Below are 23,604 nucleotides of genomic sequence, written 5' to 3'. Positions count from 1 at the left end.
CGGCCGACCCCGCCGGAGCGGTCGTAGGCTGACGAGGTGACCGTACTCGTCGACGACCCCCTCTGGCCCGCCCATGGACGCCTGTGGGCGCATCTGGTCAGCGACGAGAGCCTGGAGGAGCTGCACGCTTTCGCGAGAGCGAACGACGTGCCGGCGCGCGCGTTCGATCTCGACCATTACGACGTGCCGGAGGAGATGATCCCCCGGCTCGTCGTCGCCGGCGCCCGCCCCGTCAGGGGCAAGGAGCTGGTGCGCCGACTGATCGCCTCAGGACTCCGAGTCCGCGGCCGCGACCGGCGCTGACGGCTCGTTGTTCACCGAGACGGGTGTGCCGGTGAGAGCGGCCGTGCTGACCCGACGACGGCCTCGTCCCTGACCCGGAGCCTTCGGCTCCGGAAGGGCGTCGAGCACCGAGTCGAGCAGCTGCTCGGCGGGTGACTTCGGAGCCGAGCGATCGCCGCCGCGCTTCTTGCGAGCCTTCTTGGGTCGCTCGGCAGCCGTCGGCGCCTCGGTCACTGCCGGAGCGGTCTCCGCCTCTGCAGTGCCTTCTGCGGCCGGAACGATCGTGGAGGCGGCGATCTGAGCCAGTGCCGACTTCGCGCCCTCGGTGATGCTGTGGGTGACGTTCGGCGCGGCGGGCGCATTCTGGTTCTGCCCGTTGCCACCGTTGTTGCCGTTGCCGCCCCGCTGGCGACGACCGCTCTGACCGTTGCCGTTGCTGTTGTTGCCGCTGTTGCTGGAGCGGTGCTTGACCACCGGATCGTGATGCACGATGACACCTCGCCCGGCACAGACCTCGCACGCCTCGCTGAAAGTCTCGAGAAGCCCGAGTCCGAGCTTCTTGCGGGTCATCTGCACGAGACCGAGCGACGTGACCTCGGCGACCTGGTGCTTCGTCCGGTCGCGGCTCAGGCACTCGATCAGACGGCGGAGCACGAGATCGCGGTTGGACTCGAGCACCATGTCGATGAAGTCGACGACGATGATCCCGCCGATGTCCCGCAGGCGCAGCTGGCGGACGATCTCCTCCGCAGCCTCGAGGTTGTTCTTGGTGACCGTCTCCTCGAGGTTTCCGCCGGAGCCGACGAACTTGCCGGTGTTGACGTCGACGACGGTCATCGCCTCGGTGCGGTCGATCACGAGCGAACCACCCGAGGGGAGCCAGACCTTGCGGTCGAGCGCCTTCTCAATCTGCTCCGTGATGCGGAACGCGTCGAACGGGTCGGTCTCGTCCTCGTATGCCTCGACCCGCTCGAGCAGGTCAGGCGCCACGCTCTCGAGGTAGGCGCGGATGGTCTGCTGGGCGTCCTCACCCTGGATGAGCATCTTGGTGAAGTCCTCGTTGAAGACGTCACGGACGATCTTGACGAGCAGATCGGGCTCCGCGTGCAGGAGGGCCGGCGCCTGCTGGCTCTCGACCTGCTTCTGGACGTGCTCCCACTGCGCGGTGAGACGCTGCACATCGCGCGTGAGCTGGTCCTCGGTCGCGCCCTCGGCGGCCGTGCGCACGATCACGCCGGAGGACTCGGGGAGGACCTCCTTGAGGATCCGCTTGAGTCGCGCACGCTCGTTGTCGGGCAGCTTGCGGCTGATGCCGTTCATCGAGCCGCCTGGGACGTACACCAGATAGCGGCCGGGAAGGGAGATCTGGCTCGTGAGACGCGCACCCTTGTGTCCGACCGGATCCTTGGTGACCTGCACGAGCACGCGGTCGCCGGGCTTGAGCGCGAGCTCGATGCGTCGCGGCTGGTTGCCGGTCTCGACGCCGTCCCAGTCGACCTCGCCGGAGTACAGCACGGCGTTGCGGCCGCGGCCGATGTCGACGAACGCGGCCTCCATGCTCGGCAGCACGTTCTGGACGCGGCCGAGGTACACGTTGCCGATCAGTGATGCGTCCTGGTTGCGGGCGACGTAGTGCTCGACGAGAACTCCGTCCTCGAGGACGCCGATCTGCGTGCGACCGTTCTTGGAGCGGACGACCATCTTGCGGTCGACCGACTCGCGTCGCGCGAGGAACTCCGCCTCGGTGACGACGGGACGGCGACGACCTGCGTCGCGTCCGTCGCGGCGGCGCTGCTTCTTCGCCTCGAGCCGGGTGGAGCCCTTGATGGCCTTCGGCTCGGTGATGTACTCGACGACGCGCTGGCGCTGACGCGGCTCTTCGCGCTGGTCGTCTCCGTCGGATCCGCCACGGCGGCGACCGCGACCGCGGCCCCGACCCGATGACTCGTCCTGAGGCTCGCGCTCGGCGATGCGATCGAAGATGCGCTCGCCACGGTCGGGCCGTGCGGGCAGCGGGATGACCTCGGGCGCGTAGAAGTGCAGTTGTGTGGAGACCTGCGACACGAACACCTCGGGCAGCAGGCCGAGCGACACAGCGGTCACTGCGGCCGGAGCCTCGGGGGCAGCCGGGGTCTTCTCCTCAGCGGGCGCCTCGGTGGCAGCATCGGCTTGGTCTGCGGGCTCCTCGGTAGAGGCCTCCACCACCTGCGCTTCCTCAGCCGGTGCCTCGCCCACAGCGCTCTCCTCGACGATCGCCTCGGAGATGGCCTCGACGTCGGCGTCCGAAGGAGTCACGGCTTCGCTGCTCTCCGCGGAAGCGTCTTCGGCGACCTCGGACTCTGCTGCGACCTCGGCCTCAGCCGCGATCACGGCGGCAGCCTCGTCCTCCGCAGCGGCATCCGCGGCGGCACCGGCCGCAGCGTCGTCTGCGGCCGCAGCAGCATCCTCGGCGGCAGCGTAGCCAGCGGCCACGTCGTCGGCAGCGGCGTCGGCCGCAGCATCCGCCACATCGGCCGCGGTGTCGTCCTCGTTCGTCGATCCCTGCGGATCGTGGACCTCGGGAGCCGTGGGCTCCGTCAGCGGTTCCGCGGCGTCAGCCGGGGAGTCGAGGGTAGGTGCGTTGTTGTCATTGTTCTCATCGGCCATCTCTGGCTTGCTCCCTGCACGGAGCACTGCTGCTCCGTGAAATCTCATGCGGTACCCGCGGGTTCCGCGAACTCACTCGGTGTGCGACCGGCTCATGGCTCTGATCGCGTGGGGCATGGGGCCCCGAAGTCTGCGTCGACACGTGTCGCGGCAAGGCCGTTCATCGTGTCACAGGCCATTATCGCACCAAGTGGCTCCGTTCACGGCATCCCGTCGTGACCAGCGCGTTTTGTCCGGCCTGTTCTCGCCACATCCATAGCAGTCGTTGGGATAATCCCCCTATGAGCGAGCAGCGCACCCGCCCCGTCGTCTACGCCGTCTGGTTGATCTTCGCGAGCGTGGTCGGCTGGTTCGCCGCCTTCCAGCTCACGGTCGAGAAGTTCGCCAAGCTCGAGAATCCCGACGCGGTGTCGAACTGCTACGTGAGCGTGATGATCCAGTGCGACATCAACCTGAACTCCTGGCAGGGCGAGATCTTCGGATTCCCCAATCCGATCATCGGCCTCACACTCTGGATGGCCCCTCTGGTCGTCGGCGTCGCGCTTCTCGCCGGCGCGCGCTTCCCCCGCTGGTTCTGGCTCGCGTTCGGAGCCGGAGTCACGTTCGCCTTCGGCTTCGTCATCTGGCTCATCAGCCAGAGCCTGTACGCCCCGAACCTCGGTGTGCTGTGCCCGTGGTGCATGGCGACCTGGGCGGTGACCATCCCGACCTTCTTCGCGACCATGGTGCATCTCACCCGCAACGGGACCTTCACGAGCAATGAGAAGGTCATGGAGCGCGCGAACCGGCTGATGCCCTGGGTGCCGCTCGCGACGATCCTCGCCTACGCATTGATCATCCTGCTCGTCCAGCTGCGCGGCCTCGACCTCCTCGGCGAGGTCATCGGAATGATCTTCTGATTCGCCTTCGGGTGGAAGACGACGAAACCCGCCGCCGATCCTCGGATCGACGGCGGGTTTCGCGTACGGGTCTCAGTCGAACCAGATGCCGAGCTCGCGCGCGGCCGACTCGGGGCTGTCCGAGCCGTGCACGAGGTTCTGCTGCACCTTGAGGCCCCAGTCGCGGCCGAAGTCGCCGCGGATCGTGCCGGGTGCCGCCGTGGTCGGATCGGTCGTGCCGGCGAGGGAGCGGAACCCCTCGATCACACGGTTGCCCGCGAGACGGATGGCGACCGACGGCCCCGAGAGCATGAACTCGAGCAGCGGCTCGTAGAACGGCTTCCCCTCGTGCTCGGCATAGTGCTCGGCGAGCAGATCGCGGTCGGGCTCGACGAGGCGGATGTCGACGAGGGCGTACCCCTTCGCCTCGATGCGGGCGAGGATCGTGCCGGTGAGGCCGCGGGCGACGCCATCGGGCTTGACGAGGACGAGGGTTTCTTCGGTGGCCATGTCATTCACTCTCTGTCTGAGTCTCGGTCGTGGGCTCGGCGGGGCGTCGTGCGTCCAGTCGGGCCCCTCCGATGGTCGCATACGCCCACATCCCGCCGAAAATCAGGACGACGAGCAGGATGGCCGGGACGAAGAACGCCGACAGGGCCACGATCGCCTGGACGACCCACCCGGCCGGGATGGCCCAGGGCTTCGTGATCATTCCGGCGATGGCGATGCAGGCGAGCGCGAGGACTCCGCCGCCGACGATCCCCCACCACGGTTCGACACCGGCGGGGAGCTGGCGCAGGCCGAAGATCGTGAGCCCGACGAGGAACACCACGATCGCCTCGAACCCGAGGACGATGGGTGCGAGCTTCTGCACGAGAGTCCGCGGCGGCCGCGGTCGGCGCGCGGGCGCAGCATCGGCGCTCACGCGCGCCACCCCGACTTCCAGTCCTCTTCCTCGGCGAGGGCGATAGCCTCTCCGGCGAGGACGACCGAGCCGGCGATCACGACGGCGCGACGGTCGGACGCGGCCGCCCACTCCCGCGCAGCATCGGCAGCCTCGGCGAGGGAATGGTGCACGGTCGCGCGCTGACCGGTCTGCTCGACGAGGTCGGCGATCGCATCGGCGTCGCTCGCGCGATCCGAGTCGGGCGCCGTCGCGAAGACGTGCGCGACCCCGGGCGCGAGCCGACCGACGATGCCTGCGGCATCCTTGTCGGCGAGCACGCCGAGCACGAGACCCCACTCGTCGAAGTCGAAGCTGTCGTCCAGCGCCTGGGCGAGAGCCGCGGCACCGTGCGGATTGTGCGCGGCATCGACGATCACGGTCGGCGCGATGCCGAGCAGCTGCAGGCGCCCCGGCGAGGTCGTGCCCTGGAGCCCGTCGGAGATGATGTCGCCCGCGATCGCCTGGGTCGCTCCGCCGATGAGCGACTCGACGGCGGCCACCGCGAGTGCGGCGTTGTGCCCCTGGTGGGCTCCGTAGAGCGGCAGGTACTCCTCTGCGTACTCCCCCGCCAGCCCGCGGATCGTGAGAAGTTGGCCTCCGACGGCGAGCTTCTGCTCCGTGATGCCGAACTCCTCGCCCTCGAAGGCGATCGTCGCGTTGCGCTCCGCCGCCACCCGGCGCAGCACCTCGGCCGCCTCAGGAGGCTGCTGGGCGGACACCACCGCGGCACCCTCCTTGATGATGCCCGCTTTGACCTCTGCGATCTCGGCGATCGTGTCGCCGAGCCGATCCGCGTGGTCGATGTCGATCGGCGCGAACACCGCGACGTCGCCGTCCGCGGTGTTCGTGGAGTCCCACTCCCCGCCCATCCCGACCTCGAGCACCAGCACATCGACCGGCGCATCCGCCACGGCGACGAAAGCGAGGACCGTGAGCAGCTCGAAGAACGTCAGCGGCGCATCTCCTGCGGCCTCGAACTCCGCGTCGACGATGTCGACGAACGGCTCGATCTCGTCCCACGCGTCGGCGATCGCCTCGTCGGAGATCGGCTCGCCGTCGATCATGATGCGCTCCGTGAAGCGCTCCAGGTGCGGACTGGTGAACAGCCCCGTCCGCAGATCGTGTGCGCGCAGCAGGCTCTCGATCATCCGAGCCGTCGACGTCTTGCCGTTGGTGCCCGTGATGTGGATGACGCGGTAGGTGCGCTGCGGGTCGTCGAGGAAGGCGAGGATGCGCGCGGTGCGCTCCTTGCGCGGCTGCACCCATCGCTCTCCCGCACGGCTCAGCAGTGCCTCGTAGACGGCGTCCGCCCGCTCCCGGTCGTTCATGCTCCTGCTCCGATCCTGGTCACGGCGATCGTGAATTCGCCGGCGTTCGCATATGTGCCGGCGGGAATGACCGCGGAGAATTCGGGTGTCACTCCTCCGGCAGCGGCGAGGACGGTTCCGTGCCCGAAGATCGAATCGCCGTGCGCATCGATCACGAAGTACTGCTCGGCCAGCGTCTCCGCCGCGATGCCCGCGAGGTCGAAGGCGGAGACGACGGCCTGGGTGTCCGCATCATCCTGGAACCGGAGAACCAGCTGGATGCGGTCGCTGACGTCGAAGTCGGCGTTCTTGCGGGTCTCCTGCACGGCGCGGATCACGTCGCGTGCGAGCCCCTCGGCTTCGAGCTCGGGAGTCGTCCTGGTGTCCAAAAGCATGAAGCCGCCGGTCGGGACGATCGCGAGAGCTTCGCCCTCCGGACGCCCGGTGGTCTCGAGCACGAGCTCGTACTCGGCCGGTTCCAGGACGATCCCGCCCGCGGTCACGACACCGTCGACCTCGCTCCAGTCCCCCGAGCGCGCGGCCTGGATCGCCTTCTGCACGTCCTTGCCCAGACGCGGACCCGCCGCGCGAGCATTGACGCTCAGGCGGTGCGCGATGCCGTAGTCCACCGCGGTGGTGCCGGTCAGCGGCACGAGCTCGACCGACTTCACGTTGAGCTCTTCGCGAAGGATGTCCTCGAACTGCCCCAACGTTCCGGCCAGCGGCGACACGACGGTCAGACGCGCCAGCGGGAGTCGCACGCGCAGCTTCTCCTTCTTGCGCAGCGCGTTGCCGACACTCGAGAGCTCTCGCACGGCATCCATCGCGTCGCGGATCTCGTCGGCGGCGGGGAACTGCGTGTCATCCGGCCAGTCCGTCAGGTGCACGCTGCGCCCGCCGGTGAGGCCCTGCCACACGCGCTCGCTGATCAGCGGCACGAGCGGCGCCGCGACGCGGGTGAGCGTCTCGAGCACCGTGTAGAGCGTGTCGAAGGCCTCGCGGCTCTTCGGGTCCTCCGTCACGCCGACCCAGAAGCGGTCGCGCGAGCGGCGGATGTACCAGTTCGTCAGCACCTCGGCGAAGTCGCGCAGCCGCGCCGATGCCGTGGTCGAGTCGAGGCCTTCCAGATCGGCCCGCACATCGCGTACGAGGTCGCCCAGGCGCGCCAGGATGTAGCGGTCGAGTACATCCGCGGAATCCGTGCGCCATTCGGCCTCGTACCCGTCCGCACCGGACGCGTTCGCGTAGGTGGCGAAGAAGTACCAGGAGTTCCAGAGCGGCAGCAGGAACTCGCGGACGCCGGAGCGGATGCCCTCCTCGGTCACCGCGAGGTTTCCCCCGCGCAGCACGGAGCTCGACATCAGGAACCAGCGCATGGCGTCGGAGCCGTCGCGGTCGAGCACCTCCGAGACGTCCGGGTAGTTGCGCAGGGACTTCGACATCTTGTAGCCATCACTGCCCAGCACGATGCCGTGGCAGCTGACACCCGTGAACGCCGGGCGGTCGAACAGCGCGGTCGACAGCACGTGCATGACGTAGAACCAGCCACGGGTCTGGCCGATGTACTCGACGATGAAGTCCGCCGGTGCATGCGAGTCGAACCACTCCTGGTTCTCGAACGGGTAGTGCACCTGGGCGTAGGGCATCGAACCCGAGTCGAACCACACGTCGAAGACGTCTTCGATCCGGCGCATCGTGCTCTTGCCGGTGGGGTCGTCGGGGTTCGGGCGCGTCAGGTCGTCGATGTACGGGCGGTGCAGATCGATATCACCCTCGGGGTTGCGCGGCAGCGTGCCGAAGTCGCGCTCCAGGTCTTCGAGCGAGCCGTAGGCGTCGACGCGCGGGTACTCCGGGTCGTCGCTCTTCCAGATCGGGATGGGCGAGCCCCAGTAGCGGTTGCGGCTGATCGACCAGTCGCGTGCGCCCTCGAGCCACTTGCCGAACTGGCCGTGCTTGACGTTCTCCGGCACCCAGGTGATCTGCTCGTTGTTGGCGAGCATGTCGTCCTTGATGTCCGTCACGCGGATGAACCAGCTCGACACGGCCTTGTAGATCAGCGGGTTCCGGCAGCGCCAGCAGTGCGGGTACGAGTGCTCGTAGCTCTGCAGTCGGATCAGGCGGCCGTTCTCGCGGATCAGGCGCACCAGCGGGGTGTTCGCGTCCATCCACAGCTGACCCGCCACATCGGTGACGTTCGGGAGGAACTTCCCGCCGTCGTCGAGAGACAGGATCGTGGGGATGCCGGCAGCGCCCGCGACCCGCTGGTCGTCTTCACCGTAGGCCGGGGCCTGGTGGACGATGCCGGTGCCGTCGCTGACCGTGACGTAGTCGTCCACGAGGATGCGCCAGGCGTTCTCGGTGCCGTACGTCTCGGTGTCCGCGTAGTAGTCGAACAGGCGGTCGTAGGTGACGTCCTGCAGCTCGGCGCCGCGGACCGTGGCGTCGACCGCCGCGAGCGCGTCCTCCGCGCTCTCGTACCCGAGGTCCTTGGCGTAGCCGCCGACGAGCTCGCGGGCGAGCAGGTAACGGTGCGCGGACGACTCGATCGCGGCATCCGTGGTTCCGGCGGCCTGGTGCACGTCGGCGGCGCCGAGGGGGCCGGCGGGCAGCACGACGTACTCGATCTCAGGTCCCACGGCGAGCGCGAGGTTGGTCGGCAGCGTCCAGGGCGTCGTGGTCCAGGCGAGGGCGCGGACCCCCGTGAGGCCGAGGGACTCGGCCTTGGCTCCGGTCAGCGGGAAGGTGACGGTGACCGAGGGGTCCTGCCGCATCTGGTACACGTCGTCGTCCATGCGCAGCTCGTGCGCGCTGAGCGGGGTCTCGTCGCGCCAGCAGTACGGCAGCACGCGGTAGCCCTCGTAGGCGAGACCCTTGTCGTACAGCGTCTTGAACGCCCAGAGCACGCTCTCCATGTACCCCAGGTCGAGCGTCTTGTAGCCGCGGTCGAAGTCCACCCAGCGCGCCTGGCGGGTGACGTAGTCCTGCCACTCGTGCGTGTAGGCGAGCACGGAGCTCTTCGCCTTCGCGTTGAAGACGTCGATGCCCATCTGCTCGATCTCGGCCTTCTCGGTGATGCCGAGCTGCTTCATCGCCTCGAGCTCCGCGGGGAGGCCGTGCGTATCCCAACCGAAGACGCGGTCGACCTTGTGGCCGGTCATGGTCTGGAACCGCGGGAACACGTCCTTGGCGTAACCGGTGAGCAGGTGTCCGTAGTGCGGCAGGCCGTTCGCGAACGGAGGGCCGTCGTAGAACACCCACTCCGGAGAGCCTTCGCGCTGCTCGATCGAGGCGCGGAAGGTGTCGTCGCCCTTCCAGAACGCGAGCACCTCCTCCTCGATCTGCGGGAAGCGGGGGCTGGGCGCGACGTGGGTCCCTGAGCTCGTCGAAGGGTCGGCGGCGGGGCCGAAGGAGGAACGGGGGTAGGTCATCGTGTCTCGCAGTGGTCGTCGTGGCGGATGCTCCTGCGAGGACGACCCTCGCGGACCGCGGTACCACCTCGCGTGCCACGCCTTGCGACGCGACCACTCTCACTGCGGCTGTGACGGGCCTGCCCCGCTCGGTTCTACTGAGCGCCTCCCGAAGGATGCGCCGTTCTTCCGAGAGCTCCCCGGTGATGCCGGATCGATGCTCGTCCCTCCAGTGTACGCGGGTCCTGCGCCTGCGCGGCGCCTGCGGTTTCGCGGACAGGCACTGCGGTCGCCGCGGTCCTGCGCTTGCTGCGGCCTTTCGCGCTTGCCTCGGCCGGATTCGACAGAAACGGCCGAGGGAAGTGCGTAAGGCCGAGGCAACCGCGACTCGGGGGACGTGACTGCGGCGAAACACGTGAGTGCGGGGGCTCAGGCCTCGTGCAGCCCCTGCGCCACGGCGCGCATGACCAGGTCCTGCACCATGTGCCACTCGAACATCATCTGAGAGTACGAGACCCGGATGACGTGGTAACCCCTGAGCTTCAGCACCGCGTCGTGTCGGATGTCTTCGCTGCGCTGGGCACCGACATGGTGAGCACCGTCGATCTGGAGTATGAGGCGGCTGCCGATCAGAGCATCGACGCGATGCCCGGCGATCCAGATCTGAGCTCGCACCGGCACCCGGAGCCAGCGGAGCCGCTCGCGGATGTATGTTTCCAGCCCCGCATCCGAGAAGGGCGCGGCGGTGGCGAGTATTCGACGCGCAGTCGGTCGCCATGGGAGCCGACGGAGTTCCTCGATCGTCACGAGGGATCGGTTCAACGCGGACTCCCACGTGGCGAGCGCCTGTTCGAACGGCTCGCACTCCGCGATATGCGCCAGCACATTCTCGACCGGATCGACCAACGCGTCGGGGTGACGCGGGACGGGCGGCGTGCTCCAGTGCACCTTCGCGCGGAGTCCCCGTCGACTCGATGCGTTCGTCCCGACTGCGACGTGCGGAAGGCCGGACGCATCGTGCACCCAGAGACCGAGGCGGCCCGCCTGCGTCCGACAGGTGAGGGTCACGCCATGTCGGGCTGCCTCCAGGAGAAGGGGATCGGCCGCGGGCGAGGCGAGCCAACCGCGGCGGGGGCGGATGATGGCGCCGGCTCTGAGCGCAGCATCCACTGCCGTCCTGCCGAACCCGAGATCAGCGACGCGAGCGGATCGCACGATACCGCCGAGGTCAATGATTCTCGCCGCAAGTACCTCCGCCGTTCGCCGCACCCGTCCAGTGTCGGGGCCGCTCCGGCGCGGTGGCTGCCGCGCGCTCCGTGCCCGTGGACAACGAGCCGCGCTCGGCACCTGTGCACGAGAGGTGCGCGCGCAGCTGGTGCGGCCTTCTGCGTCTCCCGCGGCCAGATTCGGGAAGTTCGGCCGCGGGAGGTGCAGAAGGCCGCAGTAACCCGCAGCTCGCGGGAGCACCCGTCCCCCGCCCTGCGTGCGCCGCCTGCGACGGGTGTCCGCGGCAGGCCATAGCCTCGAGGGATGGCCCGCACGTCAGAGTCCCCCGCAGCGCCTCGCATCAGCGGTCCCGATCTCCCCCGCGAGTTCGAGCCCGCCTCCCCCGCACGCAGTGCCGACATCGTCGCCGCGAGCCTCGATCTCCACGGCACCGTCGACCTCGCCTACGCGACGCTCGAGCAGTGCACCGTGTCCGCCGATGCGGAAGCCGTCGATCTCACGGGAGCGACTGTGGTCGACGTCGAGATGTCCGGGGCACGCATCGCCTCCCTGCGTATGCGCGACGCCGGTGTGCGGCGGATGCGGATCAGCGGAGGACGCATCGGCACCCTCGACCTCAGCGAAGCGCGTATCTCCGAGCTCGAGCTGCGCGACGTGCGGATCGATTACCTCAACCTGGGCGCCGCGAAAGTGACCGACCTCGAGATATCCGGCTGCGCGATCCGCACGATCGACATGCCGCAAGCCGAACTCACCCGCGTCCGGTTCACCGCGACGACCAGCGATGAGGTCGACCCGCGGGGCATGCGCGCGAAAGATGTCGATCTGCGCGGCCTCGACGCGATGACGTACCTCGACGCCAACAGTCTCCGCGGGACGACCCTCTCCCCGTTCCAGGTCCAGCAGCTGGCGCCCGTGATCGCGGCGGGTCTGGGCATCCAGATCAAGGACTGACGGGACCGCTCGCCGCCAGCAGCTCCTGCGTGAACGGATGCTGCGGCGCCGCGAACACGTCGGCGGTCATGCCCTGCTCCACGATCCGGCCATCCTGCATGACGAGAACCTCGTCGGCGACGGCTCCGACCACGTCGAGGTCGTGCGAGACGAGGATCATCGTCAGCTGCCGTTCGCGCTGCAGTCGGGCCAGCAGCTGCAGCACCCGCTCGCGGACCGAGGGATCGAGCGCCGACACAGGTTCGTCGAGGACCAGCACCTCGGGATCAGCCGCGAGCGCCCGGGCGATCGCCGCACGCTGCCGCTGTCCGCCGGAGAGCGCACGGGGGAGACGGTCGGCGAGCTCGGTCGCGAGGCCAACTTCGACCAGTAGCTCGGCCACCCGCTCGGCCCTTCTGCTCCGTGGCACACCGACGGCCTCGAGCGCCTCGCGGAGGGAGCGGCCGATCGTCCATCGGGGGTCGAAGGCGCCAAGCGGATTCTGGTGCACCAACTGCACCCGCGGCGTGCCGATCCAGCGCAGCGAACCGGTGTCGGGCTGCTCGACACCGACGATCATCCGTGCCAGCGTGGTCTTCCCCGATCCGGACTCGCCCACGACGCCGAGCGTGTGCCCCGCCGAGACGGTGAACGAGGCGTCTGTGACCGCCGGCACCGCGTCGAAGCTCTTCGAGAGGCTGTCCACGACCAGCACGGGCGTCGACTCCGTCTGCACAGCCCCGCGGGGTTCGTGGATCGTCGCCGCGATCAGCTGACGCGTGTACTCGTGCTGCGGGTTCTCCAGCACCTCGACCACCGTGCCGGATTCGACCACCCGCCCGCCCTTCATGACCAGCACCCGGTCCGCGAGCCGCCGGACGGCCGCGAAGTCGTGACTGATGAAGACGAGCGCCGTCCCCGCATCCGTGATCGCGCGCAGCAGACCGAGGATCCGGGCCTGCACGGTGGCGTCCAGCGCGGTCGTCGGCTCATCGGCCACCAGCACGACGGGAGACGCGGCGATCGCGGAGGCGATCAGCGCCCGCTGTCGGAGTCCCCCGGAGAGCTCGTGCGCATACTGTCGGGCGCGACGCTCGGCATCCGGCATCCACACCCGTTGCAGCAGTTCTCGCACCCGGGCATCGAGCGCCGCCCGACCGCGCACGATGCGGTGCAGGCGCAACGGCTCCGCCACCTCCGCACCGATGCGGCGCAGCGGGTCGAGCGAGACCAGGGCGTCCTGCGAGACGAGGCCGATGCGGGCGCCTCGGAGCCCGCGCCACCCGCGCTCGGAGAGCGTCGCCGCGTTCCGCCCGTCGACGGTGAGCGTGTCGACCGTCACCGTCGCATCCGACGGCGCGAGCCCGAGGAGTGCCCGGGCGGTGAGGGTCTTCCCCGCGCCCGACTCCCCGACGATGGCGACGCACTCCCCCGGCTCGACCGTGAATCCGACGCCGTCGACCACCGGGTCCGCACCGAACGCGATCCGCAGTCCCCGCACCTCCAGCGCACTCACGTCGTCCGCCCATCTGCGCGTGCCCGCAGGATGCGCCCGATCACCGTCACCGAGACGACGGTGAGGGTGATCGCGATCCCGGGGAAGACCGCGATCCACCACGCCTGTCCGAGCACATTGCGTCCGCCGGCGAGCATCAGCCCCCATTCGGGCGTCGGCTCGGATGGCCCCAGACCCAGGAAGCTGAGGCCCGCGGCGGCCATGATGCTCGAGCCGATGCCGATCGTGGCGAGCACGCTGAGCGCCCCGATCACGCCGGGGACGACGTGACGCGTGAACGTCTTCCCCTTCGGCACGCCCAGGATCCGCGCGGCCTCCACGTGCTCGGCGACCCGCAGCGTCTGCGTCTGCACACGGGCGAGCCGGATGTACACCGGAACCGCTGCGAGCGTCACCGCGATCGCGATGTTCACCGGCCCGGGTCCCAGCACCGCGACCACGACGAGAGCGACGAGGAACTCGGGAAATGCCATCAGCACGTCGTTGACCCGCATCACCGTGGCGTCGACCCCTCTCGGCGCGACCCCGGCCAGTGCACCGATCACGAGGCCAACGGCGAGCGCGATCCCCGTGGCGAGCAGTCCGATCCCCAGCGAGCGTCCTGCGCCGTAGACGACACGCGAGTACACGTCGCGACCGCTCTGGTCGGTGCCGAAGAGATGCTCGGAACTCGGCGGGAGCAGTGCAGAGCGGACGTCGGTCTGCAGCGGATCGTGGGTCGCGAGGACTCCGGGGAAGAGCGCGGCGAAGACGATCACGGCGAGCACCGCCGCGGCCGTCCACAGCAGCACACGCTGTGCGCGCTTCATCGGATGCCTCCGGAGCGGGCCGCTCCGACCCGCGGATCGATCAGGGGATGCACGAGCTCGACGACGAGGTTCACGACGACGAACACGAGTGCGCTCAGGAGGATGATGCCGGTGATGACCGGGAGATCGCGGTCGCTGATCGCGGCGAGCGTGACGCGGCCGAGTCCCGGCCGGGCGAAGACCGTCTCGACGAGCACCGCCCCACCGAGCACGGAACCCGTGAGGTACGCGGCGAGCGTGATGGCCGAGGCTGCACCGTGGCGCAACCCGTGCCGCACCGTGAACCACGAAGGGCTCGCCCCGCGCGCACGCACGGTCTCCGCGAACGGCATCCGCTCCGCCTGCATCAGGCCGTCGCGCAGCACCTGGCTCAGCAGCGCCGCGACCGGAAGGGCGAGGGTGATCGCCGGGAGCACGAGGGTGGCCGGGTTTCGCGCCCCGGAGACCGGGAACCAGCCGAGGCCGAAGGCGAAGACGCTGAGCAGGATGAGCCCGATCCAGAAGACGGGCGACGACAGCACGACCAGCTCGATGCCCGCAGCGACGGTACGAGCCACCGGGCCGCGCACCAGCACCGCGACCGCGAGCGCCAGCACCAGGGCGATGAGGAGCGCGAGGGCCGAGAGCTGCACCGTGGCACCGAGCTGTCGGCCGATGACCTCGGTCACCGGCATCCGCAGCTGGTACGACTCTCCCAGGTCGCCTCGGGCGAGTTGCCCGATGAAGCCGAGGTACTGCTCGAACGGCGGCCGATCCAGCCCGAGGTCCGCGCGGATCCCGTCTTTGACCGCCTCGCTGACCTGCGCCTGAGGTCCGAGCATCACCGACACGGGATCGCCCGGGATCACCCGGAAGGCGAGGAACGCGACGGTTGCGGCACCCCACAGGACGATGACGAGGGATGCGGCGAGGCCGGCGATACGGACGAGAGCAGCCTTCACCACTCGTGCCCTCCGCTCAGCCGGCGGATCAGCCGACGGTCACATCGTAGAACAGCGGCCGACCGTACAGGTCGTACTGCAGTCCCTCGATGCGCTCGCCGACCGCGGTGATCGCCGACGGGCTGTACAGCGGCACGATCGCGGTGTATTCGGCGTTCCACTGCTGCACCTGCATGTACAGCTCGTTGCGCTCGTCCTGATCGCTGCTGCCGACGGCCTGCTCCAGAAGCGCGTCGATCTTAGGGTCGCTCACCTGAGACGCGTTCTGGAATCCGTCGGTGTGCAGGTGGGCGCGCAGCAGATCCGGATCGACCCCGGAGAATCCCCAGTCGGTCAGGTCGAACGTCTTCGGCTCGTACTGCTCGTTGTAGGCGCCCGGTTCGAGCACCTCGCGCTTCACCTCGAAGCCGATCCCCTTGAGGTCGGACTGGATCGCGTTGGCGAGGGCGGCGTTGTCGTCGGGAACGGGCGTCCAGGCTATCCACCGCACCGAGAGGCGCTTGCCGTCCTTCATGCGGATGCCGTCGGCGTCGCGCTCGGTCCATCCGGCCTCATCGAGCAGGGTGTTCGCCGCGTCCTGATCGAACGGCCAGCTGTCCTCGAGCGATGCGTCATAACCCGGGGTGGTCGAGCCGAGGATGCTCCACGCACGCGGGAACTGTCCGAAGTAGATCTCCTCGACCGCGGCGTCGATGTCGATTCCGCGGGCGAACGCCTGACGCACCTTCTCATCGGCGAACACGCCGTACTTCTCGTTCAGGTAGAGCGAGTACGGCAGGCCCGGGTACTCGATCGAGTCGACGGTGATGCCGTCGCCGAGGTCCTTCGCGAGATTCGGCGGGATGTCGCTGGCGAGGTCGGCCTCGCCGCTCGTCACGACGCCGGTACGGACGGAGGCCTCCGGCTGGATCTCGACACGGAGCGTCTCGAACTTCGGCGCCTTCTCGTCGTGCGGCCCCCACGCGTAGTCGTCGTTTCGCGTGTAGACGATCTCCTGGTCGGGCGTGTACTCGGCGAGCACGAACGGACCGGTACCGACGTTGATGTCGGGGCCGCCTGCCTTGAGCTTGTCCGCCGACTCCTCGAGCACGGCGGGCGAGTAGAAGCCGAGCTGCGGCGTGCTCGCGGCCTGAAGGAAGGGTGCGTACGGCTGGGTGAACGTCACCTTCACGGTGTCGTCGTCGACGACCTCGGTCCCCTCGTAGAAGGCTGCGCCGAGCATGCTCGCCGCCTGCTTCGAAGCCGTCTTCGGGTCGACGATGCGATCGAAGTTCGCCTTGACCGCCGCCGCATCGAACTTCTCGCCGTCGGTGAAGGTCACATCGTCGCGGAGCGTGAACGTGTACTCGGTGCTGTCGGGCGACACCTCCCACTCCTTCGCGAGCCAGGGCGTGAACGTGCCGTCGTTCTCCTGGAAGACGAGCGAGTCGAGCACCGCGCGCTGCACCATGCCCGAGACGTCGAGCTGGCTGACCTGCGGGTCCATGTGACCCGCCGACAGGTTGGCGCCCTCGATGGACCAGACGAGCTCTCCGTCGCTCTCTCCCTCGGAGCCAGGAGCAGCGCAGGCGCTCAGCACCAGAGCGGTGGCGGCGGCGAGCGCGGCGAAGGGCAGGAGACGACGCACGGGGTTTGCGGGCATGACGATCCTCAGGACGAACGGGGCGGGATGCCTCCAGTCTACGGCGATTTCTTGGACTGGGTCGAAAAGCGTGCCCCTGCGGCTCTCGGGGTCGTCACTCCCCGTCGAACACGATGCGATGCCGGTCGGCGGGCGAGGTGAGCTCGTCCTCCGTCCGCGTCTCGCCGTGTGCGATGACGGCGAGACTCAGGCTCTGCACGCGAGGCCGGGGAACACCCACCAGGCGCGCTTCCACGCGCAGGTCCGCGCTCTCTCCGGCGATCCGCCAGCGCAGCTCGGCCTCGGTGGCGGCTGCGATCAGCCGCTCGGCGAAGGGCTTCTGAACGGGGCGGATGCCGCCGATCGTGGCGATGTGCGCAGCGAGCCGGGAATCACGGATTCCCGGTGGCACATCCTCGAGGACGTGATCGGCCAGGCCCGGATACTCGGCGGCGGATCGGCCCTGTCGGATGGCGGCATCGATCGCCAGGGCCGCGGTCACGGTCTCCGGCCACGGGCGCACCACGGCCGACGGCGCGTCGGCCGTCTCGAGCGCGTCCTGCAGTGCGGCACCGGCCACACGCCGCGCACCGAACTCGTCCGAGTTCCCGAACGCCACCGCGCCGATGCCGGTCGCCGTATGCCAGCGCATGTGGGCGGAGAAGCCCGGAAGGCCCCCGGAGTGCTGCATGATGCGGCCGAACCGCCGGTCCTGCTCCACGAAGAGTCCGTACCCGTAGCCGGCACCGGCGAGGTCGCGCCCGTCGAACATCCCCGACGGCACGTCGATGGGTGTCCGCGGCTGCTGCATCTCGATCCGCGAGGAGGGAGCCAGCACCTGCGGCGCGAGCGGGTCGTCGGTGAAGGCCGAACCGAGGAACCACATCCAGGTGGCGATGTCGTCCACGGTGCTGAACATGCTTCCGATGCAGCCGAGGGCGCCTGTGCGCACGTAGGGCTCGGGGTGGAAGGTCGTGCCGTCGTCGAAGGTGCGGAAGCCGCCGGCGAGGGTGTCGTGCGCGTAGCCGTCGGCCGAATGGGCGGTGCGAGTCAGTCCCAGCGGATCCAGCAGGGTCTCCCGCACCACGTCCTCGACAGCGCGTCCGGTGACGGCCTCGACCGCCGCGCCGACCAGCGACTGCCCGAGATTGGAGTACTGGTACGTGGTTCCGGGCGCGGCGGCGAGCAGCATCCCCTCGGAGAACAGCGCCGCGATCTCTGCGCGGGAGTCCCCCAGGTGGCGGTCGACCCAGGCGTTGTCCTCGCCGAGCCCCGACCGGTTGGAGAGCAGCAGGTCTCCGGTGAGCACGGCATCCGCGCCCCGGTGCCTGGCGCGCACGGCGGGGAGATACTCGGTGATCGGGGCATGCAGATCGAGGGCACCACTGTCGCGCAGCGCGAGTGCTGTCGCGGCGAGGAAGCTCTTCGACATCGAGGCGATCCGGAACACGGTGTCCCGACTCGTCGTCGCATCGTCGGCGCGCGGGTGTCCGTGGGTGCGGACACCTCGCACCTCCCCGCGCTCGCACAGGGCGACGATCGATGCCGGGGCGGTCCGACGGGCCCGCTCGTCCAGCCCGCGCCGGAGGGCACGATCCACCGCCGGTGTGGTCATCGTCGGTGTCTCGAGCGGAGCGGGCGCCGCGGTCACGCGCGACCTCCGACCAGAATCTCGTCGGCGAACGCCTCGACGAGAGCACGGCTCACCTCGGTGTTGCGCGCGTCGACCTCCTCGGCGGCGGCGATGAGTCGCGCCAGGGATCGGCCTTCTCCGCGCAGGGCGGCGTCGTCCCACCGGGCGAGATCGGCAGCCGAGGCCTCGGGGTGGAACTGCACGCCGCGCACGTGCCGCCCCAGCCGGAAGGCCTGGATCTCGATCGCGTCGCTGGATGCGAGCAGCACCGCCCGCGGAGGCAGACGGGTGATCATGTCCTGGTGGTTCTCGATCATCGGGGCGCCGTCGCCGAGCGTCGTGATCACCGCGTCCTCCCGGCCGGACGGGGTCGGACGGATGGGCGTCGCCCCGCGCTCGACGGGGCCGGTCTTCGCCTTCACCTCTCCACCGGCGACGTGCGCGAGCACCTGCGCACCCAGGCAGATGCCGAGCGTCGGGAGGTCGCGGTCGATGGCCTCGGCGGCGAGCGCGCGCTCGGCCACGAGCCAGGGTGCACGATCGTCCTCGTCCGGCATCAGTCCCCCTCCGAGGAGCACCAGCCCGGAATAGCCGTCGAGAGTGACGGGAAGCTCCTCCTCCGCGCCCACCACGGGGTCGACCGCGATGCCGCGATCGGCGAGCCAGGTCCCGAGGCGCCGTGGTCCGGAGCTCGCCGAGTTGACGACGACGAGCACGCGCGGGCTCACAGCGCTCCCTCCCGCGTCGACACATCGACGGCGGGCACCAGCGCGGCGGTCGCGGGAGGTGCGGCCCGCCCTGCCAGGAAGGACTCGTGGTCGCGATCGGAAGCCTCGAGGACCCGGAGCACGTTCTCGTGCGCGAGACCGGCGAGGTCGGCCTCCGACCATCCCCGCGCTCGCAGCTCGGCGAACAGCGCCGGGTAGCCGGAGACGTCGGCGAGACCGTCCGGCATCACGTCGGTGCCGTCGTAGTCCGCGCCGATGCCGACGGCGTGCGGTCCGGCGACCCGCCGGATGTGGTCGAGGTGATCGGCGACGTCGCCGACGCCCACCACCGGCGCGTCGCCCTCGCCGCCGGCCTCCCACCAGTCGCGGCGGGCCTGCGAGACGAACGTGGGCACGAAAGCGACCATCACCACTCCGCCCTGGGCGCCGATCGTGGCGAGCACGTCGTCGGGGACGTTGCGCGGGTGATCGCAGAGGGCGAGAGCACCGGAGTGGCTCACCATCACGGGGCGGGTGGTCTCCTCGAGCGCGTGACGCATGGTGGTCGGGGCCACGTGGGAGAGATCGATGAGGACACCGATGCGGTTCATCTCGCGCACCACCTCGCGGCCCCATGAACTGAGACCGCCGTGATGCGCGTCGTCGGTCGCGGAGTCGGCCCAGGCGGTCGTCCGCGACCAGGTGAGCGTCATGTACCTCGCTCCCAGACGGGCGTACTGGCGCAGCACCGCGAGCGAACCGCCGAGCTGGCCGCCGCCTTCGATGCCGATGAGCGAGGCGATCCGCCCCTCCGCCATCGCCTGGCGCACGTCCGCAGCGGTCCGCGCGAAGGCGAGGCGTTCGGGGTGCGCGTCGACCAGGCGGTGCACGAAGTCGATCTGCTCCAGCGTTCCGACGACCTGTTCGGCACCCTGCAGCACCGGATCGACCCACACCGACCAGAACTGTCCGGCCACCCCGCCGATCGCGAGACGGGGAAGGTCGGTCTGCGTCGACGGCACGCCGTCCGCGAGTTCCTCCACCCCGTACCCGAGCAGGGTTCTGCTCGCCCATGCCAGGTCGTTGTGTCCGTCGATCACACTGTCGAGCATCCGCCGTGCACCTCTCTCAGTCCTCGCGCGCATCCAGCGCCGCGTTCATCCGCGCGGTCAGGTCATGGTCGATGACCCGTTCCGCGCCGTCGAGCTGCGCCACCGGAACCGCGCCACGCGTGCTGGAGCACAACCACAGCGCATCCGCCCGATCCAGATCGTCGCGCATGAGCACCCCGATCCTCGTCGGGACGCCGGTGATTCCCGAGAATGCATCGGCCTGGGTCGTTCCGGGGAGGACGCCGAGCTCGGCGGGTGGTGTGACGAGCTCGCCGCCGATGCGGGCGATCAGCGTCGAGCGGGGTCCTTCGAGCACGAATCCGTCTGCGCTCACGAAGATCACGTCGTCGGCGCCGCGACGGGCCGCTTCCCGGAGGGCGGCCTGATTCACCGCGTAGGCGAGCGACTTCGCTCCCTGCAGCAGCCAGGGGGCGGTCTGCATCACGTCGTGCCGGTAGCCGCGATCCAGCACGACGGCACGGACGCCACGGGCACGGACGCCGGAGGGGTCGCTGCCGGCGAACCCGAGCACCCATCCGGTCGGCCCTGCCGGGTCGAACTCGTCGCCCCGGGTCATGACGAACTTGATGGAGGCGATCTCCCCCTCCTCCAGCGCTCCGGGAAGGGACACCTCCGCGGCCGCCCGGAGCACCGCGGCTCGCCACAGGTCGCGTCGGGGCGCGGGCAGCTCCATCAACGCCGCCGAACGTTCGAGGCGCGTCAGATGGGCCTCGAGCGCCTGCGGCCTGCCGCCGCGGACCACGGCGGTCTCGAACACGCCGTCGCCGCGATTGACGCCGAGGTCGGTCGCCCTGACGATCGGCTCACGCGGGTCGATCGGGTGGATGCTCTCCTCGACGGCGGACGTGCCCGACAGGTCGAGGCGATACAGCAGCAGCGCACGCATGATGGTCCTCTCCGGAATGGGCGTCTCACCCGTGCGTGAGCGCGGGGTCACGCACGGCGGAGTCGGCGGAATCCCAGGTGCGCAAAGCAGCCCGCTCGATCCGCTCCACGAGGACGTCGTGGCCGATGCCCGCTCCGCGAGGAACCTGCACCCGGCCCTCGACCGCGGTGACGGGTGGGGCGATGATGTCGTCGACGTAGTACTTGTCGGAGCCGGAGACATCCGACGGGAGCAGGAACCCGGGCAGTGCCGAGATCGCGACGTTCGCCGCTCGACCGATCCCGAACTCGTGCATGCCCCCGCACCAGACGGGGATGCCGGCGTCGACGGCGAGGTCGTGCGCCGCCTTCGCGACGGTGAGTCCCCCCATCCGCGACACCTTGATGTTGAGGATGCGCGCGGCGGAGAGCCTGATCATCGTGCGCAGATCGCCGAGCCCGACGACGGACTCATCCAGACACACCGCCGTCCCGATGCGGGCCTGGAGCGTCGCGTGCGCCACCATCTCCCGCGGGGCGAACGGCTGCTCGATCATCGTCAGCCCCAGTGCGTCGAGCTGGGTGAACACGGCGGCGGAGTCGTCGTCGTCGGGATAAGCGCCGTTCGCGTCGACGTGGAGGTCGAGGTCGGGATACGCGTCGCGCACCGCTCGCACCGGCTCCACGTCCCACCCGGGGGCGATCTTGAGCTTCACGCGCGGATATCCCGCGGCGCGCTGCAGTTCCACCTGGCCCAGGAGCTCGTCGATCGACGGCTCGATGCCGAGCGAGACTCCCGCCACGACCTCGTCGCGGGTGCCGCCCAGCGCCGTCGCGAGGGCGATCCCCCGTCGGCGGGCGAAGAGATCCCACACCGCGCCGGAGAAGCCCGCTCTGGCGAACTCGTTGCCGCGCACCCGCGCCCACGTCATCTCCAGGTCGGCAGGCTCCTCGCCCTCTGCGTCGACCAGGGCCGGGACGAGGTAGCGGGTGGCGATCTCCCATGCGGTCGTGGTCGTCTCCGCGCCGAAGTACGGGTCGCTGGGCGCCGCGATCTCTCCCCAGCCACTGCGGCCTTCCTCATCGGTGGCCTCGACGAGGATGTGCTCGATGCCCGACTTGCGGTGCGAGCTGGTCTCGAAGCTGTGCCGCAGTTCCTGACGCAGCGCGAACAGCCGGATGCGGGTGATCCTCACGTCTCCGCCTCCTCGTCGACCTCGGGCCGCGAGGGATCCGAGCTGTAGAGCCCCAGTCGCGCGACGAGCCGATCGCGCTCGGCGAGGCGGCGGCGGGCTCCCTTCGCGCTCGCCGTCGTCAGCGCACTGAGCAGGTGGCAGACGGCCGCGACCGGGGTGGGCGAGTCCGCATAGGACGCCGACCCGGTGCGCACGCGGATGAGCGACGTCGCGAGCGGTGCCAGAGGGGCGTCCTCGCTGTCGGTGATCACCACGAGCTGCCCGCCCGCCTCCCGGAACAACTGCCCGAGCCGCACGGTCTCCTCCCGGTAGCGCCGGAGAGAGAACGCGATGAGCACGTCCGAGGCCCGCACGTCCGTCAGCACGGTCAGCGGCTGCAGCGCGTGCCCGTCGACGAGGAAGACGTTGGACAGCGTCGCGGACAGGTCGGCGTTGAGCAGCTGCGCATAGGCCGCCGCCTTTCCCTCACCCGCGACGTAGCGTCGTCGTGCGCCCAGCAGCAGTGCCGCGGCCTGCGGCACCTGGGCCGAGGTGCTCAGCTCCTCGAAGGTGCGCGCGAGCGTGCGCAACTCGGTCTCGATGATGCGCGCCTGGATGCTCTCGGCGGAGAGATTCGTCCGGATGCGCTCGCCGAAGCGGTCCCGCGGCGAGACGAGCTCGCGATCCTCGTGCTGCCGGTCGCTCATGCCGTGCCCTTCCCTGATGCGGCGCGGTAGACCGCGGTGTGCTCGTCGACGCGGGAGGCAGCGACGAGGACATCGCCGCGTCGGAACACCTCCGTCATCGCACTCTCCAGCTGCCGCCGCAGTGCCGAGCGCTCGCCGGGAGGGAGCCCGTCCGCACGGGCGGGGATCGCGATCCAGTCGGCGTCGTCAGCGTGCACCACGCGTCCCCAGTCCTCCCTGCCCAGTCCTGTCGGAGGGCCCGATCGCGGCACCCGGGGCGCGGTCGCGGTCAGGTCCCAGGAGACCACGAGCCGGTCGGTGTCCGGTCGGGCGTAGTAGTCGCGTTCGAACGCGATGCCGACCGCGCCGAGGGAGCTGAGGTTGAAGTGCGCGTTCCGCGCCAGCAGCGGATCGAAGGTCCACCGCATGGACTGCTGCCCCCACCGGAGCGCGACGTCGCGTTGGGCGAGCTTGAGCGCCTGACCGACTCCGCGGCCCTGCTGCGCGGAATCGACCGCGGCCGCCTGCGAGTAGTGGAAGTGGGTCCCGCTCGCATCGCAGCCCGCGAAGCCGTACGCGAACCCGATGAGCCCGCCGTCGTCGGCGAAGGCCCCCACCGCGGATCCTCCGTTACGGGCGAGCGCGGTGAGCAGATTGGCGTTGAGCGCGTACTCCTGCTCGGTGTACGCGAAGACACGTGCATAGAGTGCCGCCGCCTCACGGAACTCGGAGTACTGGGTCAGTTCGCGGCAGTCGTAACCGACGCCCGCGTCGGCGGCCACCGAAGAGTGAGGCACGATACGTTTCCTAAGATCGAACGAATGATGCGGCTGGGAGCGATGTTATCGGCGGGTTGCACGTCAATCAAGAGGCAGATACGGTTCGTAACTGTG

20 protein-coding genes are annotated in these 23,604 nt (G+C 69.6%); 3 read left to right on the top strand and 17 right to left on the bottom strand.

The features are described from left to right. Window positions 1–36 precede the first annotated feature (36 nt). Window positions 37–303 carry a DUF4031 domain-containing protein gene (locus AC6CHX_RS01010; RefSeq protein ID WP_498271317.1) on the top strand — a complete coding sequence of 89 codons (267 nt, stop codon included), beginning with the start codon at window positions 37–39 and terminating at the stop codon, window positions 301–303. Here the strand turns inward: AC6CHX_RS01010 and AC6CHX_RS01005 are convergent. Continuing rightward, entirely contained in the window at window positions 268–2,928 is a 2,661-nt protein-coding gene (locus AC6CHX_RS01005) for an Rne/Rng family ribonuclease (RefSeq protein WP_498271316.1), read from the bottom strand. The two genes, AC6CHX_RS01010 and AC6CHX_RS01005, sit on opposite strands and share 36 nt — an antisense overlap. A gap of 281 nt (window positions 2,929–3,209) precedes the next feature. Between AC6CHX_RS01005 and AC6CHX_RS01000 the strand changes: the two genes are divergently transcribed. Beyond that, the gene (locus tag AC6CHX_RS01000; RefSeq protein ID WP_498271315.1) at window positions 3,210–3,827 is read left to right on the top strand and encodes a vitamin K epoxide reductase family protein; all 618 of its coding nucleotides are present in this window, start codon (window positions 3,210–3,212) and stop codon (window positions 3,825–3,827) included. A gap of 72 nt (window positions 3,828–3,899) precedes the next feature. On the opposite strand, the gene ndk is transcribed toward AC6CHX_RS01000, so the two are convergent. The 5 genes from ndk to AC6CHX_RS00975 form a co-directional block, all read right to left on the bottom strand. Then, on the bottom strand, window positions 3,900–4,316 hold the full coding sequence (gene ndk / locus AC6CHX_RS00995; RefSeq protein ID WP_029261664.1) for a nucleoside-diphosphate kinase: 417 nt from the start codon (window positions 4,314–4,316) through the stop codon (window positions 3,900–3,902). A 1-nt stretch (window position 4,317) separates the two neighbouring features. Then, window positions 4,318–4,731: a DUF4233 domain-containing protein gene (locus AC6CHX_RS00990; protein ID WP_452326827.1), complete on the bottom strand. Its 414-nt coding sequence runs from the start codon at window positions 4,729–4,731 to the stop codon at window positions 4,318–4,320. Beyond that, the gene (locus AC6CHX_RS00985; protein ID WP_498271314.1) at window positions 4,728–6,080 is read right to left on the bottom strand and encodes a bifunctional folylpolyglutamate synthase/dihydrofolate synthase; all 1,353 of its coding nucleotides are present in this window, start codon (window positions 6,078–6,080) and stop codon (window positions 4,728–4,730) included. Before AC6CHX_RS00985 ends, AC6CHX_RS00990 begins: the two co-directional genes overlap by 4 nt. Beyond that, on the bottom strand, window positions 6,077–9,487 hold the full coding sequence (ileS, locus tag AC6CHX_RS00980) for an isoleucine--tRNA ligase (protein WP_498271313.1): 3,411 nt from the start codon (window positions 9,485–9,487) through the stop codon (window positions 6,077–6,079). The genes AC6CHX_RS00985 and ileS overlap by 4 nt, the downstream gene beginning before the upstream one ends. A gap of 408 nt (window positions 9,488–9,895) precedes the next feature. After that, complete coding sequence (locus AC6CHX_RS00975; RefSeq protein WP_498271312.1) at window positions 9,896–10,636, bottom strand: endonuclease domain-containing protein; 741 nt, start codon at window positions 10,634–10,636, stop codon at window positions 9,896–9,898. A gap of 360 nt (window positions 10,637–10,996) precedes the next feature. Between AC6CHX_RS00975 and AC6CHX_RS00970 the strand changes: the two genes are divergently transcribed. Continuing rightward, the gene (locus AC6CHX_RS00970; protein WP_498271311.1) at window positions 10,997–11,647 is read left to right on the top strand and encodes a pentapeptide repeat-containing protein; all 651 of its coding nucleotides are present in this window, start codon (window positions 10,997–10,999) and stop codon (window positions 11,645–11,647) included. On the opposite strand, the gene AC6CHX_RS00965 is transcribed toward AC6CHX_RS00970, so the two are convergent. The 11 genes from AC6CHX_RS00965 to AC6CHX_RS00915 form a co-directional block, all read right to left on the bottom strand. Further along, window positions 11,637–13,142 carry an ATP-binding cassette domain-containing protein gene (locus AC6CHX_RS00965; protein WP_498271310.1) on the bottom strand — a complete coding sequence of 502 codons (1,506 nt, stop codon included), beginning with the start codon at window positions 13,140–13,142 and terminating at the stop codon, window positions 11,637–11,639. The genes AC6CHX_RS00970 and AC6CHX_RS00965 overlap by 11 nt on opposite strands. Then, the gene (locus AC6CHX_RS00960; protein WP_498271309.1) at window positions 13,139–13,951 is read right to left on the bottom strand and encodes an ABC transporter permease; all 813 of its coding nucleotides are present in this window, start codon (window positions 13,949–13,951) and stop codon (window positions 13,139–13,141) included. Before AC6CHX_RS00960 ends, AC6CHX_RS00965 begins: the two co-directional genes overlap by 4 nt. Beyond that, window positions 13,948–14,892 carry an ABC transporter permease gene (locus AC6CHX_RS00955; protein WP_498271308.1) on the bottom strand — a complete coding sequence of 315 codons (945 nt, stop codon included), beginning with the start codon at window positions 14,890–14,892 and terminating at the stop codon, window positions 13,948–13,950. The genes AC6CHX_RS00960 and AC6CHX_RS00955 overlap by 4 nt, the downstream gene beginning before the upstream one ends. Window positions 14,893–14,920: 28 nt before the next feature. Next, a complete protein-coding gene (locus tag AC6CHX_RS00950; RefSeq protein ID WP_498271307.1) occupies window positions 14,921–16,534 on the bottom strand; it encodes an ABC transporter substrate-binding protein in 1,614 nt (537 codons plus the stop codon). A 94-nt stretch (window positions 16,535–16,628) separates the two neighbouring features. Then, a complete protein-coding gene (locus AC6CHX_RS00945) occupies window positions 16,629–18,128 on the bottom strand; it encodes a serine hydrolase domain-containing protein (protein ID WP_498271306.1) in 1,500 nt (499 codons plus the stop codon). Between the two features lie 32 nt (window positions 18,129–18,160). Continuing rightward, on the bottom strand, window positions 18,161–18,874 hold the full coding sequence (locus AC6CHX_RS00940) for a type 1 glutamine amidotransferase (RefSeq protein WP_498271305.1): 714 nt from the start codon (window positions 18,872–18,874) through the stop codon (window positions 18,161–18,163). Further along, window positions 18,871–19,965 carry a dipeptidase gene (locus tag AC6CHX_RS00935; protein ID WP_498271304.1) on the bottom strand — a complete coding sequence of 365 codons (1,095 nt, stop codon included), beginning with the start codon at window positions 19,963–19,965 and terminating at the stop codon, window positions 18,871–18,873. The genes AC6CHX_RS00940 and AC6CHX_RS00935 overlap by 4 nt, the downstream gene beginning before the upstream one ends. A gap of 16 nt (window positions 19,966–19,981) precedes the next feature. Beyond that, on the bottom strand, window positions 19,982–20,872 hold the full coding sequence (locus AC6CHX_RS00930; RefSeq protein WP_498271303.1) for an aminotransferase class IV: 891 nt from the start codon (window positions 20,870–20,872) through the stop codon (window positions 19,982–19,984). Window positions 20,873–20,897: 25 nt separating this feature from the next. Continuing rightward, a complete protein-coding gene (menC, locus tag AC6CHX_RS00925) occupies window positions 20,898–22,046 on the bottom strand; it encodes an o-succinylbenzoate synthase (RefSeq protein ID WP_498271302.1) in 1,149 nt (382 codons plus the stop codon). Further along, on the bottom strand, window positions 22,043–22,732 hold the full coding sequence (locus AC6CHX_RS00920; RefSeq protein ID WP_498271301.1) for a MurR/RpiR family transcriptional regulator: 690 nt from the start codon (window positions 22,730–22,732) through the stop codon (window positions 22,043–22,045). Before AC6CHX_RS00920 ends, menC begins: the two co-directional genes overlap by 4 nt. Continuing rightward, window positions 22,729–23,508, bottom strand: coding sequence for a hypothetical protein (locus tag AC6CHX_RS00915; protein WP_498271300.1), 780 nt, complete (start codon window positions 23,506–23,508; stop codon window positions 22,729–22,731). Before AC6CHX_RS00915 ends, AC6CHX_RS00920 begins: the two co-directional genes overlap by 4 nt. Window positions 23,509–23,604: the final 96 nt, after the last annotated feature.

Source organism: Microbacterium sp. GQ128 (genome assembly GCF_059758615.1).
The sequence above is the reverse complement of the archived record's forward strand: the minus strand, read 5'-3'. Positions and strand labels throughout refer to the sequence as shown.

Excerpts from the sequence above, each read along its gene's own strand:
- AC6CHX_RS00950 (WP_498271307.1), bottom strand. The coding sequence starts at position 16,534 with ATGCCCGCAAACCCCGTGCGTCGTCTCCTGCCCTTCGCCGCGCTCGCC.
- AC6CHX_RS00920 (WP_498271301.1), bottom strand. The coding sequence starts at position 22,732 with ATGAGCGACCGGCAGCACGAGGATCGCGAGCTCGTCTCGCCGCGGGAC.
- AC6CHX_RS00985 (WP_498271314.1), bottom strand. The coding sequence starts at position 6,080 with ATGAACGACCGGGAGCGGGCGGACGCCGTCTACGAGGCACTGCTGAGC.
- AC6CHX_RS00935 (WP_498271304.1), bottom strand. The coding sequence starts at position 19,965 with ATGCTCGACAGTGTGATCGACGGACACAACGACCTGGCATGGGCGAGC.
- AC6CHX_RS01005 (WP_498271316.1), bottom strand. The coding sequence starts at position 2,928 with ATGGCCGATGAGAACAATGACAACAACGCACCTACCCTCGACTCCCCG.
- AC6CHX_RS00945 (WP_498271306.1), bottom strand. The coding sequence starts at position 18,128 with ATGACCACACCGGCGGTGGATCGTGCCCTCCGGCGCGGGCTGGACGAG.
- ileS (WP_498271313.1), bottom strand. The coding sequence starts at position 9,487 with ATGACCTACCCCCGTTCCTCCTTCGGCCCCGCCGCCGACCCTTCGACG.
- AC6CHX_RS00960 (WP_498271309.1), bottom strand. The coding sequence starts at position 13,951 with ATGAAGCGCGCACAGCGTGTGCTGCTGTGGACGGCCGCGGCGGTGCTC.
- AC6CHX_RS00930 (WP_498271303.1), bottom strand. The coding sequence starts at position 20,872 with ATGCGTGCGCTGCTGCTGTATCGCCTCGACCTGTCGGGCACGTCCGCC.
- AC6CHX_RS00970 (WP_498271311.1), top strand. The coding sequence starts at position 10,997 with ATGGCCCGCACGTCAGAGTCCCCCGCAGCGCCTCGCATCAGCGGTCCC.
- AC6CHX_RS01000 (WP_498271315.1), top strand. The coding sequence starts at position 3,210 with ATGAGCGAGCAGCGCACCCGCCCCGTCGTCTACGCCGTCTGGTTGATC.
- ndk (WP_029261664.1), bottom strand. The coding sequence starts at position 4,316 with ATGGCCACCGAAGAAACCCTCGTCCTCGTCAAGCCCGATGGCGTCGCC.